Here is an 18,313-nt window from a genome sequence, read left to right as displayed (position 1 = left end):
TGTTTGCTAGGCTCTACAGGCGAAATCCGCCGGCAACAAGGGTGCGGTCTTCATTCCGTCTCGTCCGCAGGCTAAGAATTGGGTGCCTTGAGTCGGGGTCCGGAGGAGTTCGCGATGCTGAAAATCATAACCGCCGTTTCCTGCGCCTGTGTCGCGATCGAAATGGCATCGATGCAGCCGGTTGCGGCGGAAAACGTGCCGCCGCAGCTCGTCGCCACCTGGCTTGCCGAAGATATCGGTGGGGGTGGGGTCATCGACAATCTCCAGTCGACCCTGGAGATCCGCGAGGACGGGACCTATGGCGGCATGGCCGGCTGCAACCATTTCACCGGTACTTTCAGTCTCTCCGGCTCGAAGATCACCTTCGGCCCGGCGGCATCGACACGCAAGATGTGCGTGCCCGCGGTGATGAACCAGGAGCAGAAGTTCCTCAAGGCGCTCAGCAACGAGCTTTCCTGGTCGGTGGAAGGATCGAAGCTCGTGCTTGGCAAGGCCGGCGGCGGCATCGCCCTGAAACTGGCGTCTATGACGGCAGCGTCTGGAGGCGCCGACGTGACGATCCGCGTTCCCGGCGCCGATGCGGTGGACCGGCAATCGGTCCGCTACGACTGCGGCGGCAAGGCGATCGAGGCGGAATACATCAATGCCGGCCCGGTTTCGCTGGTGACCTTCACCATCGACGGCACATTCGTCGTCGCCTCAAACGTGATAGCTGCGTCCGGAGCCAAATATGCCGGCGGGCAATATGTCTGGTGGACGAAGGGCGAGGAAGCAACGCTGTATGATGCCACCAAAGGCGACGAGGATCGGGGAACCGCCTGCAAGCCGGCATCCTGAGCCGGCTTCTCGCCTGAGCGGAAACACCAGGCTCGGCCTGCGCCTGGGTGAACGAGTGGCATAAGTTGTCGCCTCGATTGGAACTTTTTCCTTCGCGTCCTAGTTACAATCCCGACGCCATCGCGGCGCTGTTGTGTGAAAATGGGAGTGTTCCATGGGGCTGCTTATCGGAATTCTGATTACCTTCCTCGTCATCGTGCTGGTGCTCTATCTCGTCCAGCGTCTGCCGCTCGACGCGCGCGCCAAGCAGATCGTCCAGATCATCGTCATCATCATCGGCATCATCTCTCTGTTGAAATATCTCGCCGTCTTCTGATGTGTCGCCTTCCAGCCAAAGGCCGCCGGATCGCAAGGCCCGGCGGCCTTTGGCTGTCCGGTTGATGCTGACAGGATCTGACAGCGGCAGTGCCTAGGGTCCGGGCATCGAAAAGGAGACCCGACGATGCTGTCACCGAACCTCATCCTGCTCTATGTCGAAGACCCAACCGGAAGCGCTGCCTTCTATACCGGCCTGCTTGGACGCGAACCTGTTGCATCCTTCCCGACCTATGTCGCCTTCCAACTCGAAAACGGGCTGACGTTCAGTCTCTGGTCCACCGGTGCACGGGATTTCGTTTCGTCGGGAAGCGGTCACCGCTCTGAAGTCGCCTTCATGGTGAAGGACGATGTCGAGGTCGAGCGCCTTTATGCGGAATGGCGCAGCAAAGGGATCACGATCGAGCAGGAGCTGAAGACGGCGGTCTTCGGCCGCACCTTCGTCGCGCTTGACCCGGATGGCCATCGGCTGCGCGTGTGCAGGCCCGATGATTGAAATCATCAGGTTTTGGTGGACCGAACGCGGATAGCAACGCTTATTGCGCGGCCGTCGGCGCTCTGCGGTCAAGGATGGCCTGGAACAGGGCGGCCTGACGCTCGGTCGCAGCGCGGATCGCGCTGAGCTGCCGCAGCATCGAGCCGAAAGCCGCGAGAAGTATGCCGCTCAGGATCGCGCTCAAGGCCCAAGGGAGCATGACGAGCGCCCGAAGCTGCGCCGTTGCCGGATCGGCAACGAGCAGCGCGATCGCGGCGGCCAGAGCGGCCAGGATGATGACGATGCCGATGATTTGCAGAAGCTTACCCATGGTGTCCTCCCGTCATGCGCGCACCGTCAGGCAGACTGCATCTCCTGTCAAGCCAGCCGCCCAGCGCGGCAACCTTGCGATCGTGATCGAAGGAACGGGACCGGCCCAACAAAAAAGGCCGGGGCAAACCCGACCTTCCTCATCACCTTCCGTCGATGCCAGTTCATCCGTGGTCATCAGGAAGATGTGAGTGTTGTTTAGCTGTCGTTCGTGACAGGCGCATGACGTCAGCGCGTTTCTTTTCCCCTGCGCTGCTCTGCGCCAGCAACGGGCGCTCCCACTCTACCATTTGCCCAGATGCGCGCCGCCGTCCACGTTCAGCACCTCCCCGGTTATGCGCGGCGCCCTGGTCAGGAACAGGACGGCATCCGCGATCTCGGCCACGCTGGAAATGCTGTGCATCGGCGAGAGCGTGTTCAGGAAATCCCGCGGGTTGTCCTTGTGGAGCGGCGTGTCGACGACACCGGGGGCCACGACGTTGACGCGGATTCCGTCCCTTGCGTATTCCATGGCGATGTTCTTCGAGATCGCGTTGATGCCGCCCTTGGTCAGCATGGCGACCGAAGCGTTCATGCCTGCAATCGGTCTGTCGGCAAGGGGTGTCGTGATGCTGACGATGCTGCCGCCTCTTTTCTGCGAAAGCATCTGCTTGATCACAAGCTGGGTCGTGTGGAGGAATCCCTCGATGTTGGTGGCGCTCAGCTGCCGGTAGTCTTCGGCGGTGTAGTCGACGAAGGGCTTGGTGAAGAAGATGCCGGCATTGTTGACGAGCGCGTCGATCGAGCCGAACCGGGCGATCGCGGTTTCGACCACGCGTTTCGCCGTCTCCGGATCGCCGATATCGCCGTCGACCCGGGCCAGCCGGTCCGATTCGGTGATTTCGCGCGATTGGCTGACATTGCGCGAGGTTGCGACGACGCTGTAGCCCTCTGCCAGAAAAGCGTTTGTGAGGCCCGCGCCGATGCCCTGGGATGCACCGGTGATGATGGCGACTTTGTTTGTCATCTGATCTCTCCGTGGATGGACGGTTTCGGTGAGATCAATATGGCTGCTGCCAGATTGTGCGATTAGGCGGAAATATCTGGAATTACTTTTCCAACGATGCAAAAATCTTCCCATGGTCGATCTGAACGATATCGCGGTCTTTGCGGCCGTTGCCCAATTCGAGAGTTTCAGCCGGGCGGCACGTTCGCTCGGCATGCCGGTCTCCACCGTCAGCCGCAAGGTCACGGCGCTCGAGGAGCAACTGGGCGTCACGCTCATCCAGCGCACGACGCGCAAGCTCAGTCTCACGGCGCAGGGGCGCGCCTATTATGCGGAATGCGGCGAACCGCTGAAGCAGCTTCGCGACGCGGAGCGGGTGCTGAGCGAGGCGCAGAGAAGACCGGAGGGGTTGCTGCGGGTCACCGTTCCCATGACCCTCGGGCAGCCGCCCTTCTTTGATTTCCTGTCCGCATTTCTGAAGACGTATCCCGAGATCGAGGTCGATCTGCTCGTCACCAATATGTTCATGGACCTCGTTGCCGAAAACATCGACGTCGCAGTGCGGTTCGGAGACTTGCGCGATTCGTCGCTTGTCGCGCAGCGTTTGGGTCGAAGCACCCATTTCCTGGTGGCCGCACCCGGCTATCTCGACAAACATGGCACCCCATCGCGACCCGAAGACCTGAGTGGCCACCGCTGTGTCCTGGTCAATGCCCGGGGCAACGAGGCCGAATGGCATCTGGTAAAGGGTGGCGAAGCGGCCAGCCTGCGTGTGACCGGGGCGGTGTCGGTCCACGATATCCAGTCGGCGAGTGCCATGACCGAGCGCGGCCACGGCATCGGCCGGCTCCCGCCGATCTTCTGCGACAGCCTGCTTGCGAGCGGCAAGCTTCTGCGCGTGCTTCCGGGATGGTCCGCGCCGGATGTCTTTGTGCATGCGGTCTATCCGACGCGGCGCTTCCTGCCATCGCGGCTGCAGGTGTTTCTGCAGGAACTCAAAGCCTGGCGCGGCCCGGCGTGGCAGCCGCTTCGGTGAGCGTGCGTTAGGGCATGATCTCCTCGAGCTTCTGCGCAAAGGCGCTGAAGCCGGCGCGGCGATAGGTAGCCTGCGCCTTCGGGTGATCCCATTCGTCCGTATGTAGCCAGATCCGGTTTGCACCTCGGTCCCAGACGGCGCGCAGCGCGCTATCGAGCAGAAATGGCCCCAGCCTTTGGCCGTAAACATCCGGGATCAGGCCGAAATGGGTGAGCTCGACATCCTCGGTATCGGCGCGGTCGAATTCACAGAGCCCGACTGCGCGGCCATCCAGCCGGAGGATGTAGAGGATCGTGGAGGCGCTTCTGAGAAAGTTGTCGAGATCGGCCGTCGGCATGCGCAGCCGCTGATCCCAGCGCAACGGTTCGCCGACGGCGCGATAGAGCGAAAGAAACGCAGCGGCATCCGGACGTTCGGACGCGACCACCGCTTGCGCGATCGGTGCCGGAAACGCATCGTCCGCCGGACGTTCGAGCATTTCCATATAGGTCACGAGCAGATGAACCGTGTTTTCTCCGGAGGGGGTTGCTTTGCTGTCATCCACGGCGTCAGCACGGCGTGCGCCGCGTCCAATTCGATTAAGGGGGGTCTTGGAGAATGGTGATCCCGCCGCGATTCGAACGCGGGACCCCCAGATTAGGAATCTGGTGCTCTATCCTGCTGAGCTACGGGACCACTTGAATAGCACCCATACAAAAGCAAGGGCTCTTCGCCAAGTGTTTTCGCGTGCGTGCCCGAGGAAATGCAGGCGGCGGCGAGCTTGGGTGGTCTCGTCCGGGTGGTGTCCCGACGCGGACCGGCAGGCTTGAAAACGACGATGAAACGGGGGCTGGTCTTCCATGTCCTCCGAATGCTAAGCAAAGCAAGCGCCGGCCCGAGGAAGCTGGCGCTCCCCATTGAGTCCTTCATCAGAGACCTGATCCACATATGTTCATCGGAATAGATTGGGGCGGCACGAAAATGGAAGTCATCGCGCTTGGCCGCGATGGCGAAACACGCGCCCGTCATCGCGTCTCGACCCCGACCAGCGGCTATGACGATTGCATCCGCGCCGTTCTCGATCTCGTTGCTGCCGCCGAGCAGACGGCGGGCGAACAGGGCTCGATCGGCATCGGCATTCCCGGCAGTCCCAATCCGCGCACCGGAATCGTGCGCAATTCCAATGCGGTGCTGATCAATGGCAAGCCCCTTGGGCGTGACCTCGAAACGGCGCTTGGCCGCCCGGTCCGGCTTGCCAACGACGCCAATTGCCTGGCGGTCTCGGAGGCGGTCGATGGCGCCGGCAAGAATGAGCATGTGGTCTTCGGCGTTATCGTCGGCACTGGCCATGGCGGCGGCCTTGCGATCGACAAGAAGGTGCACGCCGGCTACCAGGGCGTTGCCGCCGAGATCGGCCATTATCCGCTGCCCTGGATGACGCAGGACGAATATCCTGGCCACAAATGCTGGTGCGGCAAGCACGGTTGCCTCGACATGTATGCCTGCGGCACGGGTGTCGAGCTCGACTATCGCCTGACGACCGGCGTCGAGAAGCGCGGGCGCGATATCATCGAGGCGAAGCGGGCGGGCGATCTGGTTGCAACGGGCGTCTATGAGCGCTTCGTCGACCGGCTGGCGCGCAGCCTGGCACTGCTCACCAACATCGTCGACCCGGATGTCTACGTGCTTGGCGGCGGCATGTCGAATGTCGACGAGATCTACCAGGACGTGCCGCCACGGGTGGTCAACTACCTCTTCGGCGACACGTTCGAAACCCCCATCCGCAAGGCCCTGCACGGTGACAGCTCCGGCGTGCGCGGTGCGGCCTGGCTCTGGAAGGACTGACCCCCATGAATATCGACAAGGACCTCGCCCGCATCGCGCGGCAGGAACAGGAATTGCAGTTCGAGCGCTTCGATCTCGATGCGGCGTGGGAGCTTGGCTCACTGCTGCGCAAGATGGCGGCCGAGCGCAAGCTTGGCGTCGTCATCGACATCACGCTCTTCTCGATGCAGGTGTTCTATGCCGCGCTCGACGGGGCGACGCCGGATAATCCGAACTGGGTGCGCCGCAAGCGCAACACCGTGTTCCGCCTGTTCAAGAGCAGCTATGCCACCGGCCGCGAGCTGGCCAAGGCGCAGACCAATCTGCAGGCCAAGCTCGGCCTTGCCGATGCGGATTATGCGGCGCACGGTGGCAGCTTCCCGATCGTCGTCAAAGGTACCGGCTGTATCGGTGCCGTCACCGTATCCGGCCTGCCGCAACGCGAGGACCACAACATGGTGGTCGAAGCGCTCTCGGCCCTGCTCGGCAAGGATCATGGCGCCTTGAAGCTCGAGGACTGAGAATTGGCATTGGATATAATTTCGCGATCACGCGTGCTGTCGGATTGGCTGGCAGACAAGGCCCTGCCGCTCTGGCGCGACAAGGGTGTCGATCATTCAGGCGGCTTCGTCGAGACGATCGATATGGCAGGCGAGCCGACCCGCGCCAACCGGCGTGCACGCGTTCAGCCGCGGCAGGTCTACTGTTTCGCCGAGGCCGGGCGGCGCGGCTGGTCCGGTGATTGGCGCGGTGCCGCCGAAGGCGGGCTTGCCTATTTCGATCGCATTTTCAAGCAGCCGAGCGGCTTTTACGGCGCGCTCGCCGATGCCGACGGCATTCTGCTCGATCCGTCCTTTGACCTCTACAACCAGGCCTTCGCGCTGCTTGCCTTCGCCTATCTGGGCGAGGTCGTGCCGGCCCGCAAGGCCGAGATGATCGAGCGCAGCAATGACCTTCGCTCGCGGATCGAGGCGCATGTCAAGCATCCGGTCGCCGGCTTCGAGGAAGACAATCCCTCGCGCCTGCCGCTCTGCTCCAATCCGCATATGCATCTTTTTGAGGCGTGCCTGGCGAGCGAGACGGTCGAGGGCTTCGATCGGGTTGGCTGGGCGAACCTCGCCGACGAAATTGCGCATCTGGCGATGGATTATTTCATCGATGCCGAGAGCGGTGTGCTGCGCGAATTCTTCGATCACGACTGGGCGCCGATGGCAGGCGAAAAGGGCCGGATCGTCGAGCCTGGACATCTGTTCGAATGGGCGTGGCTGCTTTTGCGCTGGGCGGAGCGCCGCGGCAGCGCCGAGGCGATCGTCAAGGCCCGGCGGCTGTTCGATATCGGTGAGGCCCACGGCATCTGCGCGAACCGCAACGTCGCGATCATGACGCTTCTCGACGATCTGTCGGTGGCCGATCCGATCGCGCGGCTTTGGCCGCAGACCGAGTGGCTGAAGGCGGCCGTCCGCTTTGCCGCACTCACCAATGGTGCCGAGCGCGAGCGTTATCTTGCTTCGGCCGCGCGAGCAGCGGCGGCCCTTCAGACGTTTCTGGCGACGCCGGTTGGGGGCCTTTGGCGCGACAAGCAGAAGGCCGACGGCACCTTCGTCGAGGAGCCGGCGCCGGCGAGCAGCTTCTACCATATCCTCTGCGCCATTTATGAAACCGAGGACTGCCTAGCCCGGATCTGATTTGCCGATCCAGAGTATCGCTTTCGTTAAGGCCCGTCGCGATTGCGGCGGGCCATTTTCTTTGCTCCGAGGGGTAAATGTGATTGCTGCATATGTTGACATAAAGATATCTTTATGTGATTGACTTGCCCTAGTGTTTGTCGTTTTCAGAACGGGAGATTTCCCATGTCCGCCATCGACGCCCTTTTCGGCGATGTTTCCTCCAAGCCGGATGGCTCCGAGATCAAGCGGGCGCTGGCCCAGGCTGCGCGCGAACGCATCCTGATCATGGATGGCGCGATGGGCACGGAGATCCAGCAGCTCGGCTTTGTCGAGCAGCATTTCCGCGGCGACCGATTCGGCGGCTGCGCCTGTCATCAACAGGGCAACAACGACCTTCTGACGCTGACCCAGCCGAAGGCGATCGAGGACATCCATTACGCCTATGCGATCGCCGGCGCGGATATCCTTGAAACCAACACGTTCTCTTCGACCCGCATCGCCCAGGCCGATTACGGCATGGACGACATGGTCTATGATCTCAACCGCGATGGTGCCCGAGTGGCTCGGCGCGCGGCCAAGCGGGCCGAAGCCGCAGACGGTCGCCGCCGTTTCGTCGCCGGCGCGCTCGGGCCGACGAACCGCACGGCGTCGATTTCGCCCGACGTCAACAATCCCGGTTATCGCGCCGTCACCTTCGACGATTTGCGCGTCGCCTATGCCGAACAGATCCGCGGTCTGATCGACGGCGGCGCCGACATCATTCTGATCGAGACTATCTTCGACACCCTGAACGCCAAGGCGGCGATCTTCGCGACCAAGGAAGTCTTTGCGGAGAAGGGTATCGACCTGCCGGTCATGATCTCCGGCACGATCACCGACCTCTCGGGCCGCACCCTGTCCGGCCAGACGCCGACCGCCTTCTGGCACTCGGTGCGCCATGCCGAGCCTTTCACCATCGGGCTCAACTGCGCGCTCGGCGCCAATGCGATGCGCGCCCACATCGACGAACTTTCAAGCGTTGCCGATACCTTCGTCTGCGCCTATCCCAATGCCGGCCTGCCGAACGAGTTCGGCCAGTACGACGAAACGCCGGAGCAGATGGCCGCCCAGGTGGAAGCCTTTGCGCGCGACGGGCTGCTCAACATTGTCGGCGGCTGCTGCGGCTCGACGCCGGCCCATATCAGCGCGATCGCCAAGGCCGTTGCCAAGCATCCGCCGCGCGAGATCCCCAAGGTCGAGCCGCTGATGCGGCTCTCCGGGCTGGAGCCCTTCACGCTCACCTCCGACATTCCCTTCGTCAACGTCGGCGAGCGCACCAACGTCACTGGCTCGGCGAAGTTCCGCAAGCTGATCACTGCCGGCGATTATTCGGCCGCTCTCGACGTCGCGCGCGACCAGGTGGCGAACGGCGCCCAGATCATCGACATCAACATGGACGAGGGCCTGATCGATTCGAAGCAGGCGATGATCGAGTTCTTGAACCTCGTCGCCTCCGAACCCGATATCGCCCGCGTTCCCGTGATGATCGATTCGTCGAAGTGGGAAGTGATCGAGGCGGGCCTGAAATGCGTTCAGGGCAAGCCGCTGGTCAATTCCATCTCGATGAAGGAAGGCGAAGAGGCGTTCCTGCATCACGCCAGGCTTTGCCGCGCCTACGGTGCCGCCGTCGTCATCATGGCCTTCGACGAGGTCGGCCAGGCCGACACCCAGGCGCGCAAGATCGAGATCTGCACACGCGCCTACAAGCTCCTGACGGAACAGGCGGGCTTCCCGCCCGAAGACATAATCTTCGATCCGAACATCTTCGCCGTGGCGACGGGCATCGAGGAACACAACAACTACGGTGTCGACTTCATCGAGGCGACGCGCGAGATCATCAAGACGCTGCCGCACGTCCATGTGTCGGGCGGCGTCTCCAACCTCTCCTTCTCGTTCCGCGGCAACGAGCCGGTGCGCGAGGCAATGCACGCGGTGTTCCTCTACCACGCCATCCAGGCGGGCATGGACATGGGCATCGTCAACGCCGGCCAGCTCGCCGTCTATGACGCCATCGATGCCGATCTGCGCGAGGCCTGCGAGGACGTGGTGCTCAACCGCCGCGCCGATTCGACCGAGCGCATGCTGGAGATCGCTGAGCGCTATCGCGGACAGGGCGGCTCGCAGGGCCGCGAGAAGGATCTTTCCTGGCGCGAATGGTCGGTGGCAAAGCGCCTCGAACATGCGCTGGTCAATGGCATCACCGAGTACATCGAGGCTGATACCGAGGAGGCTCGGCTTGAGGCAGCGCGGCCGCTGCATGTCATCGAAGGCCCGCTGATGGCCGGCATGAACGTCGTCGGCGACCTCTTCGGTTCGGGCAAGATGTTCCTGCCGCAGGTGGTCAAATCCGCACGCGTTATGAAGCAGGCGGTCGCCGTGCTCTTGCCGCACATGGAGGCGGAAAAGCTCGCCAATGGCGGCGAGGCGCGCGAAAGTGCCGGCAAGATCCTGATGGCGACGGTCAAGGGCGACGTGCACGACATCGGCAAGAACATCGTCGGCGTCGTGTTGGCCTGCAACAATTACGAGATCATCGATCTCGGCGTCATGGTGCCCTCGGCGAAGATCCTCGAAGTGGCGCGCGAGCAGAAGGTCGACATCATCGGCCTCTCCGGCCTGATCACGCCCTCACTGGATGAAATGGTGCATGTCGCCTCAGAGCTTGAGCGCGAAGGCTTCGATGTACCGCTGCTGATCGGCGGCGCGACCACCAGCCGCGTGCACACTGCCGTCAAGATCAATCCGCGCTACGACCGCGGCCAGACGGTCTATGTCACCGATGCCAGCCGCGCGGTCGGCGTCGTATCGAGCTTGCTCTCGCCCGAAGCGCGCGACAATTACATGGAGACGGTTCGGGCGGAATATCGCAAGGTCGCCGACGCGCATGCGCGCAACGAGGCGGAAAAGCGCCGCCTTCCCCTGTCGCAGGCACGCGCCAATCAGCATCGGATTGACTGGTCGAGCTACCAGGCAAAAGCCCCGTCCTTCCTCGGCAGCCGCGTGTTCGAGAGCTGGGACCTGGCCGAACTCGCCCGATATATCGACTGGACGCCGTTCTTCCAGACCTGGGAGCTGAAGGGCGTCTATCCGAAGATCCTCGACGACGAGGCGCAAGGTGCGGCTGCCCGCCAGTTGTTCGACGATGCACAGGCGATGCTGAAAAAGATCATCGAGGAGAAGTGGTTCGCGCCGAAGGCGGTCGTCGGCTTCTGGCCGGCGGGCACGGTCGGCGACGATATCCGGCTCTTTACCGGAGAGGATCGGGCCGCTGAACTTGCGACCTTCTTCACGCTGCGCCAGCAACTCAGCAAGCGCGATGGCCGTGCGAACGTGGCCCTTTCCGACTTCGTCGCGCCTGTTGATAGCTGCTCCAACGACTATGTCGGCGGTTTCGTTGTCACAGCCGGCATCGAGGAAGTGGCGATCGCCGAGCGGTTCGAGCGCGCCAACGACGATTACTCCTCGATCATGGTGAAGGCGCTGGCCGATCGTTTCGCCGAGGCCTTTGCCGAGCGCATGCATGAATATGTGCGCACCGAACTCTGGGGTTATGCGGCGGACGAGACGTTTACGCCCGTGGAGCTGATTGGGGAGCCCTATGCCGGCATCCGCCCGGCGCCGGGTTATCCGGCCCAGCCCGATCACACTGAAAAGGCAACGCTCTTCCGGCTGCTTGACGCAGAAGCAACGATCGGCGTCAGCCTCACCGAGAGCTATGCGATGTGGCCGGGTTCGTCGGTTTCCGGCCTCTACATCGGCCATCCCGAAGCCTATTATTTCGGTGTCGCCAAGGTCGAGCGCGACCAGGTCGAGGACTATGCGACACGTAAACGCATGCCGGTGCGCGAGGTCGAGCGCTGGCTGTCGCCGATCCTCAACTACGTGCCGATGCCGGAGACCGAAGCGGCCGAGTAGCGTCGCTGGAGGGCGTGATGACGAGCCGACAAGGGCTCGTCACTGCCGTCATTGCGCGTCGCCTTTGGGCTCGTCTTCGAGTGCGACAAGGAAAGCCGTGAGCGCGGCATTGAAGCGGTCGGGCCGCTGCAGCGGGGCGAAGTGGCTGACGCCGTCGAGAAGGATGAACGCGGCGCCGGGAATGCTGCGGGCGAGATGGTCAGCATGCTCGTGTTTGATGAACTCGTCGTTTTCGCTTTGGACGATCACGACCGGCACGCGGATCTTGCCGAGATCTTCTGCCGTGTAGTTCGGCTCGGTTCTCTGCATTTCGCTGACGGCGTCGACGAAGGCGCTGAAATCGTCCGGCGTCGCCGACAGCGCGCGGTAGTCTTCGGCATGACGGCTAAAGCAGCGGTCGAGCACCGGGCTCGGCTCGATGTCCTTCGTTCCGCTCGGGTCCATGTTGCAGGCGAAGAAGAAGACGCCGCTGACGCGTTCCGGCGTCTGTGAGGCGAGGGTAAGTGCGATGCAGGCGCCATCGCTCCAGCCGGCAAAGGCGGCCTTCTGAATATCCAGCCTGTCCATCACGGCAAGCACGTCCGCCGCCATCAGTTCGTAGGTGTAGGGCTTTCGGTCGCGGGTGCTGCGGCCATGGCCGCGGCTGTCGATCAGGATGACGCGGTGGCCAGTGTCAAGCAGGGCCGGGACTTGAAAGCCCCAGTTGCCGCTGTGGCCAAGGCCGCCGTGCAAGAGGATAACCGGTTCGCCCGATCCATAGGTCGCATACCAGATTCGTGCGCCGTCACGCTCGACACGGCCTTCAACCGTTGCCGCGGGCAGGGGCGTTGCGCCATGCTCGGCGAAGGCCGCAAGGTTGTCATCGCTGTGTTCCATGCATGCGGCCTCCGCTGCCAAATTCGCGGCACGCCTAGTTTACCGGCTGCGGCTCGGGAAAGTGCCAGGTTCCGTCGAGGATTTCCTTGCGCGGCCGGTAGAGCCGCACCGTATAGTTCCAGCCGTCGACCACGGGCAGGCAGTTGGCGATCTTGCCGTCGCAGCCGCCGAACTGGATCGAGACGCTGCCATCGTCGCCCTTCTTGGCGGTGATGTTGTTGATCGCGTAGGCATTGTAGGCGTTTTTTTCGTAGAAGCCTTGCGCGTCGTAGACGCTGACCGACCAGAAGGCATCGACCGGTACGTCCTTGACGTCGAGCTTGTAGATGGTCTTGCCGTCGTTCTTGGCGGGCGTGACGTTGAGATAGGTCGCATCCTTGTCGGGGTTGCCGCCCCAACCGGTCGCGGTGCCGATCAGATGGCGGATCGGGTCGACGTCGGCCTTGGTGCCGAAGGCCTTCTTGAAGTCCGGCATAGTGGCGCCGAGCGCAAGCAGGGCTTCGCGCACCTTCTTCTGGCTGGCCGGGTCCCAGGCCGGGATTTCGAACGTGCCTTCCTTCTGCTGGGTCACCTTGATCGCATCCTGCAGGGCGTGGACTTCGGCGATATCCTTCTGGTCGGTCGGATCGACCAGGGTGCGGACGCCGACGACGGCGTAGCGTGTGCCGACCTTTTCCTTGGTCAACGTCACCTCTCCGGCGCCGTAGACGACCTCCGGCACATAGTGGTCCTCATTGACCACCTGCAGCGACATGAAGCGTTCTCCCGCGTCCGGCATGGTGACCGTAACCGGGCCCGCGTCGAGATCGAACACGGCCGATGAATAGAGCGTATCGCGGTTGAGGCGAATGACGGTCTGATTGTCGATCGAAGCCGGTTCGCGCCGATGCACGAATTTGCCGAAGGCGCCGTCCTTGACCATGGAGGCGAGGTACATGTCGCTCTCGGCACGAACGAAGTTGTCGACACCGACGGTTACGGGGTCGGCGGCGCTTGCCTGGGTTGCGGCAGCCATCGCCAGTGCACTGGCAATGAGGAACGAACGATAGTGTTTCATATTCAAATCCTCGTTGATCAGTTGGCGCGCCGCATCGGCGGCGCTTTCCATTTTCCGTCCAATGCGTCCGGCTTTGGCCAGTAGAGCCGCATGGCGGTGAAGAACGGGCCGCTCGGCGCCGGCAGCCAGTTTGCTTCCTTGTCAGGCCCAGGGCTCTCGTGCTGGACGTAGAGCGTCACGCCGCCATCGGCGTCCTTTTGCAGGTTCGGTAGCATCGGCGAGTTGATGAGATAGCGGTTAAGCGGATTGGCGTAGAGCAGGCTCGACGGCAGTTCGTAGAGGGTGAGCGACCAGAAGGCGTTGACCGGCGGCAGTTGCCCGGGTTCGAAGCGCAAGGTGTAGTGGCCCGACCCGATCAGCGGCTTCTTCTGGTCATCGACGAAATAGGCGGGATAGAGAGCTTCGTCCTTCGAGTTGCCGTAGATACCGAGAACCGCGCCGGACATGCGCTGCATATAGTCGTTCTTCAGGAACTCCCGCGTGCCGAACGCGTCGGCACTCGAAGCCTTGCCGGTGTCGATTTCGGTTTCCTTGTGTTCCTTGAACGCCGCCCAGGCGTCCGCCATGCCGTCAGTGATCGCCTTCTGGATCTCCGGCGAGAAAGCCGTGATGTCGAACGTCTTGCCCGCACCGATGTTCAGATCGGCGAAACGCTGCATCAGCGCCGTTTCGGACGGGTGCGTCGGGCAGTACTGCAGGATAAAATTCAGGACCCTGTAGAAGTCAGGCGAGGTCTTTTCGTCAGCCGCGCTCAACGGGGTGATAAAATCGACGGCCGCGGCCGGTGCCGGAGCCGGCTGACCAAGGAAGCTCGACAGCGGCTCGACCCTGTAGCCCGCCTGGATCTTCTTGACGTTCTCGATGTCGGCGGGATCAAACATCTGCGTGCGGTAAAGCACGAAAGCGAATTCCGTTTCCGACCGGATCACCGCGTTGATCCCGGGCGGGGTTTCACCCTTCCAGCCCGGTCCCGCCAGCAGGAAGGTGCCAGCCTCGCTGCCGGTGGCGCGACTTCCGACATAGGCGAAATTGAACGTGTACATGTCGACGAACTGGAGCGAGTAGTAGCGCTCCTTCTCGACCGCCGGCACGGTCAGGACCAGCGGCTCGGCGCGCAGGTCCGCGCCCAGGAAGGAGTAGGGCGTATCGGAATTTGGCGTCTGGATAGCCTTGTCGTCAGGCGTATAGACCCGCGCGGTATTGTTGAGCGTATTCCAGCCGCTCTTGAACTCGGGATTGCCGTGATCGACGAAATAGGAATGCTGCACCCTGTAGCTGTCGACCAGCGGGAAACCGTAGATATAGGCGTCTTTGGCAATGGCGCGCGCCTCGTCCGCCGTGAGTGCGGAATCGGCGGCGCCTGCCCGCGTTACCTTGAATGCCGGCAGTGCCGTTGCAAGGGCGCCGAACATCAGCAGTGACCGTCTTTTCAGCATGGCACATTCCCTCAGATGATCGCCTGTAATCGTGGCACTTCAGCGAGGTCCTGCAAGTACGTAACGGTTACGGCCTGGTCGACGCGTCTCATCCATGCGTGCCGATGGCGCCGCCCGCCAAGCTGCGGTACCATTGCCGCTGGAGTACATCGCACGTTGAGAGCCCGTCGATGGAGCGCCGTCTCGCAGCCGTCCTGATCGCGGATGTCGTCGGTTACAGCCGCTTGAGCCGGCTGGACGAGGAAGGGACGCGCTTGCGATTCCAGTCGGATCTCGGCCATATTCTCGAGCCGCTTTTCCGCGAGCATCACGGGCGTCTGGTGAAGACGATGGGCGATGGCCTGCTCGTCGAATTCCGCAGCGTTGTCGACGCGACCCAATGCGCAGTCGAGATCCAGCGGCGCAAGGCGGAGGCGGAAGCCGACAAGGCGCCAAATGGCGAGAGGCTGGACTTCCGCATCGGCATCAATCTTGGCGACATCATCGTCGAGGGTGACGACATCCATGGCGACGGCGTCAACATCGCCGATCGGGTCCAGGGACTTGCCGAGCCGGGTGGTATTGCGATCTCCGGCACGGCTTACGACCAGGTCAGCTCCAAGCTGAAAGTCGGATTTGCGTCCCTGGGTCAACAGACGGTCAAGGGGCTTGCCGAGCCGATCCGGGTTTACCGGGTCCTCCTCGATCCGGGGGCCGCCGGCAGGACGGTTGTCGAGAAGCCTCGACGCAATGCGGCCTGGGTGAAGGGATCGGTCGTTGGTCTCGTCGCGATTGCGCTGTCGACTGCGGTCGCCTGGTGGCAGCCGTGGACGTGGATCGGGCAGGAGGGGATGGCGCAGCGTTTCGCCTATCCGCTGCCGGACCAGCCTTCGGTTGCCGTGCTGCCCTTCATCAATGTCAGCGGCGACAGCGATCACGACCATTTGGCCGAGGGGCTGACGGACGATCTCATCACAGAACTCTCGAAAGTGTCCGGCCTCTTTGTCATCGCGCGCCATTCGGTGTTCGCGCTGAAGGGCAGTACCGACAAGATCCAGGACGTGGCCGCCGAGCTTGGCGTACACTATGTGCTGGAGGGCACGCTGCAGCGGGCGGACCAGCGGTTGCGCATCAACGTCAAGCTGATCGATGCGATGAGCGGTCTTTCGCTCTGGGCCGAGCGCTACGATCGGCAATACGCCGACCTCTTTGCGGTTCAGGACGACGTGATCGGCAAGATCATCGCAGCGCTCGAGGTCAAGCTCAGCGAGGGCGAACGCGACCAGCTGGCGCGCATTCCGACGGACAATCTCGAGGCCTACGACAACTACATGCGCGCCGAGCAGCAGGGCTTGATCTGGCGCGACGTCGACACCTATCGCCAGACGCTTTCCTATTATCAGCGGGCGATCGATCTCGATCCGAAATTCGCCGATGCGCATGCCGGTATCGCCCGGGTCGCCGTCGACGTCTGGCGCAACGACTACAACTATCTCTGGTCCGCGGCCGTGGCGCGCAAGATCGCCTATGATGCGGCGGGACAGGCCCTGAAGCTCGACGCCAACAACGCCCGCGCCCATACCGTGCTGGCGCTGCTGCAGCTGGTGGACGGCCGTCCCCTTGAGGCAAAGGAATCAGCGCTTCGAGCCGTCTCGGCGCAGCCGGGGGATGCCGAGGCGCTCGCCAATCTGGCGCTGATACTGGCCCAGACCGGTGAACACGAGCAGGCGCTCGACGATATCGAGCGGGCGCTGAGGCTTGATCCGTCGCCATCTTCGAGCCTGCAACTGCTTTCGGGCATCGTCTATTACACGACGCGTCACCTTGAGAAGGCGATCCCGCTGATCGAAGCGGCCGGCGCATCCTTGCCAAAGGCGGAGGCGGTGCGGGAGTATCTGGCGTCGGCCTATGCCCAGCGCGGCGACCAGCAGAGTGCGGCCGCCGAAGCGGCCGAGCTGTTGAAGCTCTTCCCGGACACGAACCTGAGCTACTACGGCTATCTCTACGACTACTGGCGCGAAGAGGATCTCTATCGCCACCTCTTCGGCCTTCGCGTCGCCGGTATTCCGGAATGGCCCTTCGGCTTCGTCGGCGCCGCCAGCGACCGGCTCGGCCCGGCCGAGCTGAAACAACTGACCACCGACAAGACCTGGGTCGGCGTGCACAAGAACGGCACGGGCTTTGCGCAGTTTTTCGACATGGACGGCAACACCGCCTATCGCACCAGCAACACCAACATCACCGGTCGGATTGAAGTGAAGGGCAACCAGCTCTGCGAAAAATATGACGGCTATTTTCTCGACCGCATGGTCTGCGGCTATGTCTACCGCAATACGGCAAAGGGCGAGCGCACGGCGGACTACATCAATGTCACGCCGCAGTCGCTGAAGTTCTTCTCGATCGAGAAGTGACGGTTGTCATCGCCGAGCCGCCGGCCTTCAGGGCCGGGGCTGCGTCCAGTTGATGTTCGCCTTCTCGGTGAGCAGCGTCTGCTCGACCTCGGACCAGTGCTTGCGCGAATCGACCACCTTGTTCGGGTTCTTCACCAGTCCGTCGGCTGCGCCCGGATCGTAGCTGAGATAGAGCTTGTCCTTGATGATGCGCCAGGCCTTGGGATCGATGTTGGTCGTGACCGTGCCGAAGGAGACGCCATCGGCGCAGTAGCCGCCATATTGCGGCGCATAGCGGGTGGGCTCCTTGATGAACTGGTCACGGTGTTCGGCGCTGGCAAACTGCCAGGTGGCGCCGAGCCAGCGATAGCTGAATTCGGGTGATCCTTCGACAGCCTTGTTCTCGGTGAAATAGGCGACCGGGTCGTAACCCTTGATCGCCACGTCACCGAAGTAGCCGGTGTTGACGGGCTCTTCTGCCAGTGACGGGACGGCCGGCGCAAGGAACGCCGCTGTCGCCGCGATTATAAATCGTATGGAGTGTCGAGACATGCCGTTTCCTCCGTTTCCGGATCTATTGACGTTTCGTGCATTCGCCGTAGAGCCATTCGCCGACAAGCTCGGCCTTCTGGCAGGTGGCGCCGGCCTTCAACAGAAGTTCGGCGGCCGGCCAGTAGGACCGCCAGCCGGCCTGGGTGAGCGGCGTATAGCCATTGCGCTCCTTGGCTTCGATGTCTGCCTTGTTGGCAAGCAGGAAGGCGACCACTTCGGCGTGGCCCTCTTCGGCCGCCGCATGCAGCGGCGACATCTTGTAGAAGTTGGCGACGTCGTTGACCGCCGCGCCCTTGGCGACGAGTAGTTTGACGGTTTCGAGATTGCCGCCATAGGCCGCGGCGTGAAGCGCGGTGAGACCGCCCTTGTTGCGGATCTCGATGTCGTTGCCGCGGTCGATGAGAAGGGCGACGACCTCGGCGCGACCCTTGAGAGCGGCAATCAACAGCGCCGGTTCACCGGCCGCATCCGGCTCGGTTATATCGGTTCCCTGATCGAGCAACTGTTTGACGCGTTCCGTGTCGCCGTCCCGTGCCGCGTCATGCAAAGGACCCGCGTTCGCCGCCGCGGCGAAGAACGCCACCGCGACCAGCGAAGCAAAGAGAGATTTCATCGCGTAAC

17 protein-coding genes and 1 tRNA gene are annotated in these 18,313 nt (G+C 62.7%); 9 read left to right on the top strand and 9 right to left on the bottom strand.

Features of this window, described 5'->3' with window-relative positions:
• The first annotated feature begins 114 nt into the window (after positions 1 to 114).
• From FA04_RS16255 to FA04_RS16250, 3 genes are all read left to right on the top strand, one after another.
• Positions 115 to 837, top strand: a complete 723-nt coding sequence (locus FA04_RS16255) for an META domain-containing protein (protein WP_034802387.1) — start codon at positions 115 to 117, stop codon at positions 835 to 837.
• Positions 838 to 991: 154 nt separating this feature from the next.
• Complete coding sequence (locus FA04_RS35210; RefSeq protein WP_089044368.1) at positions 992 to 1,153, top strand: Thivi_2564 family membrane protein; 162 nt, start codon at positions 992 to 994, stop codon at positions 1,151 to 1,153.
• A 126-nt stretch (positions 1,154 to 1,279) separates the two neighbouring features.
• On the top strand, positions 1,280 to 1,648 hold the full coding sequence (locus tag FA04_RS16250) for a VOC family protein (RefSeq protein ID WP_034802384.1): 369 nt from the start codon (positions 1,280 to 1,282) through the stop codon (positions 1,646 to 1,648).
• A 40-nt stretch (positions 1,649 to 1,688) separates the two neighbouring features.
• On the opposite strand, the gene FA04_RS16245 is transcribed toward FA04_RS16250, so the two are convergent.
• Entirely contained in the window at positions 1,689 to 1,958 is a 270-nt protein-coding gene (locus FA04_RS16245) for a hypothetical protein (RefSeq protein ID WP_034802382.1), read from the bottom strand.
• A 282-nt stretch (positions 1,959 to 2,240) separates the two neighbouring features.
• Positions 2,241 to 2,963: an SDR family NAD(P)-dependent oxidoreductase gene (locus FA04_RS16240; protein ID WP_034802380.1), complete on the bottom strand. Its 723-nt coding sequence runs from the start codon at positions 2,961 to 2,963 to the stop codon at positions 2,241 to 2,243.
• Between the two features lie 112 nt (positions 2,964 to 3,075).
• Here FA04_RS16240 and FA04_RS16235 point away from each other — a divergent pair, with 112 nt between their 5' ends.
• Entirely contained in the window at positions 3,076 to 3,978 is a 903-nt protein-coding gene (locus FA04_RS16235; protein ID WP_034802377.1) for a LysR family transcriptional regulator, read from the top strand.
• 7 nt (positions 3,979 to 3,985) lie between these two features.
• On the opposite strand, the gene FA04_RS16230 is transcribed toward FA04_RS16235, so the two are convergent.
• Entirely contained in the window at positions 3,986 to 4,522 is a 537-nt protein-coding gene (locus FA04_RS16230) for a GNAT family N-acetyltransferase (RefSeq protein WP_234798714.1), read from the bottom strand.
• 54 nt (positions 4,523 to 4,576) lie between these two features.
• A tRNA-Arg gene (locus FA04_RS16225) sits at positions 4,577 to 4,653 on the bottom strand.
• 252 nt (positions 4,654 to 4,905) lie between these two features.
• Here FA04_RS16225 and FA04_RS16220 point away from each other — a divergent pair.
• The 4 genes from FA04_RS16220 (at position 4,906) to metH (ending at position 11,402) form a co-directional block, all read left to right on the top strand.
• Complete coding sequence (locus FA04_RS16220; RefSeq protein WP_034802372.1) at positions 4,906 to 5,802, top strand: ROK family protein; 897 nt, start codon at positions 4,906 to 4,908, stop codon at positions 5,800 to 5,802.
• A 5-nt stretch (positions 5,803 to 5,807) separates the two neighbouring features.
• Complete coding sequence (locus tag FA04_RS16215; RefSeq protein ID WP_034802370.1) at positions 5,808 to 6,302, top strand: heme-degrading domain-containing protein; 495 nt, start codon at positions 5,808 to 5,810, stop codon at positions 6,300 to 6,302.
• A 9-nt stretch (positions 6,303 to 6,311) separates the two neighbouring features.
• On the top strand, positions 6,312 to 7,466 hold the full coding sequence (locus FA04_RS16210) for an AGE family epimerase/isomerase (protein WP_034802367.1): 1,155 nt from the start codon (positions 6,312 to 6,314) through the stop codon (positions 7,464 to 7,466).
• A 165-nt stretch (positions 7,467 to 7,631) separates the two neighbouring features.
• Positions 7,632 to 11,402: a methionine synthase gene (gene metH / locus FA04_RS16205; RefSeq protein ID WP_034802365.1), complete on the top strand. Its 3,771-nt coding sequence runs from the start codon at positions 7,632 to 7,634 to the stop codon at positions 11,400 to 11,402.
• 48 nt (positions 11,403 to 11,450) lie between these two features.
• On the opposite strand, the gene FA04_RS16200 is transcribed toward metH, so the two are convergent.
• The 3 genes from FA04_RS16200 to FA04_RS16190 are packed head-to-tail and all read right to left on the bottom strand — an operon-like array spanning position 11,451 to position 14,771.
• The gene (locus FA04_RS16200) at positions 11,451 to 12,278 is read right to left on the bottom strand and encodes an alpha/beta fold hydrolase (RefSeq protein WP_034802362.1); all 828 of its coding nucleotides are present in this window, start codon (positions 12,276 to 12,278) and stop codon (positions 11,451 to 11,453) included.
• 34 nt (positions 12,279 to 12,312) lie between these two features.
• Complete coding sequence (locus tag FA04_RS16195) at positions 12,313 to 13,335, bottom strand: DUF1254 domain-containing protein (protein WP_034803068.1); 1,023 nt, start codon at positions 13,333 to 13,335, stop codon at positions 12,313 to 12,315.
• Positions 13,336 to 13,352: 17 nt separating this feature from the next.
• Positions 13,353 to 14,771, bottom strand: coding sequence for a DUF1254 domain-containing protein (locus FA04_RS16190; protein ID WP_034802360.1), 1,419 nt, complete (start codon positions 14,769 to 14,771; stop codon positions 13,353 to 13,355).
• A gap of 170 nt (positions 14,772 to 14,941) precedes the next feature.
• Between FA04_RS16190 and FA04_RS16185 the strand changes: the two genes are divergently transcribed.
• Positions 14,942 to 17,161 (top strand): adenylate/guanylate cyclase domain-containing protein, encoded by a 2,220-nt coding sequence (locus FA04_RS16185; protein ID WP_034802358.1) that lies wholly within the window; start codon positions 14,942 to 14,944, stop codon positions 17,159 to 17,161.
• Between the two features lie 27 nt (positions 17,162 to 17,188).
• Here FA04_RS16185 and FA04_RS16180 read toward each other — a convergent pair whose 3' ends face one another.
• Both FA04_RS16180 and FA04_RS16175 read right to left on the bottom strand, forming a co-directional pair.
• Complete coding sequence (locus FA04_RS16180) at positions 17,189 to 17,692, bottom strand: YHS domain-containing (seleno)protein (protein WP_051659626.1); 504 nt, start codon at positions 17,690 to 17,692, stop codon at positions 17,189 to 17,191.
• Positions 17,693 to 17,714: 22 nt separating this feature from the next.
• Positions 17,715 to 18,305 (bottom strand): ankyrin repeat domain-containing protein, encoded by a 591-nt coding sequence (locus tag FA04_RS16175; protein WP_034802356.1) that lies wholly within the window; start codon positions 18,303 to 18,305, stop codon positions 17,715 to 17,717.
• Between the last annotated feature and the right edge of the window lie 8 nt (positions 18,306 to 18,313).

The organism is Ensifer adhaerens (genome assembly GCF_000697965.2).
In the GTDB taxonomy this organism is placed as follows: Bacteria; Pseudomonadota; Alphaproteobacteria; order Rhizobiales; family Rhizobiaceae; genus Ensifer; species Ensifer adhaerens.
The sequence above is the reverse complement of the archived record's forward strand: the minus strand, read 5'-3'. Positions and strand labels throughout refer to the sequence as shown.

What these genes read in the sequence shown, in the direction of transcription:
- FA04_RS16195 (WP_034803068.1), bottom strand. Translation starts at nt 13,335, where the DNA reads ATGAAACACTATCGTTCGTTCCTCATTGCCAGTGCACTGGCGATGGCT.
- FA04_RS16220 (WP_034802372.1), top strand. Translation starts at nt 4,906, where the DNA reads ATGTTCATCGGAATAGATTGGGGCGGCACGAAAATGGAAGTCATCGCG.
- FA04_RS16180 (WP_051659626.1), bottom strand. Translation starts at nt 17,692, where the DNA reads ATGTCTCGACACTCCATACGATTTATAATCGCGGCGACAGCGGCGTTC.
- FA04_RS16200 (WP_034802362.1), bottom strand. Translation starts at nt 12,278, where the DNA reads ATGGAACACAGCGATGACAACCTTGCGGCCTTCGCCGAGCATGGCGCA.
- FA04_RS16175 (WP_034802356.1), bottom strand. Translation starts at nt 18,305, where the DNA reads ATGAAATCTCTCTTTGCTTCGCTGGTCGCGGTGGCGTTCTTCGCCGCG.
- FA04_RS16250 (WP_034802384.1), top strand. Translation starts at nt 1,280, where the DNA reads ATGCTGTCACCGAACCTCATCCTGCTCTATGTCGAAGACCCAACCGGA.
- FA04_RS16245 (WP_034802382.1), bottom strand. Translation starts at nt 1,958, where the DNA reads ATGGGTAAGCTTCTGCAAATCATCGGCATCGTCATCATCCTGGCCGCT.
- metH (WP_034802365.1), top strand. Translation starts at nt 7,632, where the DNA reads ATGTCCGCCATCGACGCCCTTTTCGGCGATGTTTCCTCCAAGCCGGAT.
- FA04_RS16235 (WP_034802377.1), top strand. Translation starts at nt 3,076, where the DNA reads ATGGTCGATCTGAACGATATCGCGGTCTTTGCGGCCGTTGCCCAATTC.
- FA04_RS16240 (WP_034802380.1), bottom strand. Translation starts at nt 2,963, where the DNA reads ATGACAAACAAAGTCGCCATCATCACCGGTGCATCCCAGGGCATCGGC.
- FA04_RS16255 (WP_034802387.1), top strand. Translation starts at nt 115, where the DNA reads ATGCTGAAAATCATAACCGCCGTTTCCTGCGCCTGTGTCGCGATCGAA.
- FA04_RS16215 (WP_034802370.1), top strand. Translation starts at nt 5,808, where the DNA reads ATGAATATCGACAAGGACCTCGCCCGCATCGCGCGGCAGGAACAGGAA.
- FA04_RS16185 (WP_034802358.1), top strand. Translation starts at nt 14,942, where the DNA reads ATGGAGCGCCGTCTCGCAGCCGTCCTGATCGCGGATGTCGTCGGTTAC.
- FA04_RS16190 (WP_034802360.1), bottom strand. Translation starts at nt 14,771, where the DNA reads ATGCTGAAAAGACGGTCACTGCTGATGTTCGGCGCCCTTGCAACGGCA.
- FA04_RS35210 (WP_089044368.1), top strand. Translation starts at nt 992, where the DNA reads ATGGGGCTGCTTATCGGAATTCTGATTACCTTCCTCGTCATCGTGCTG.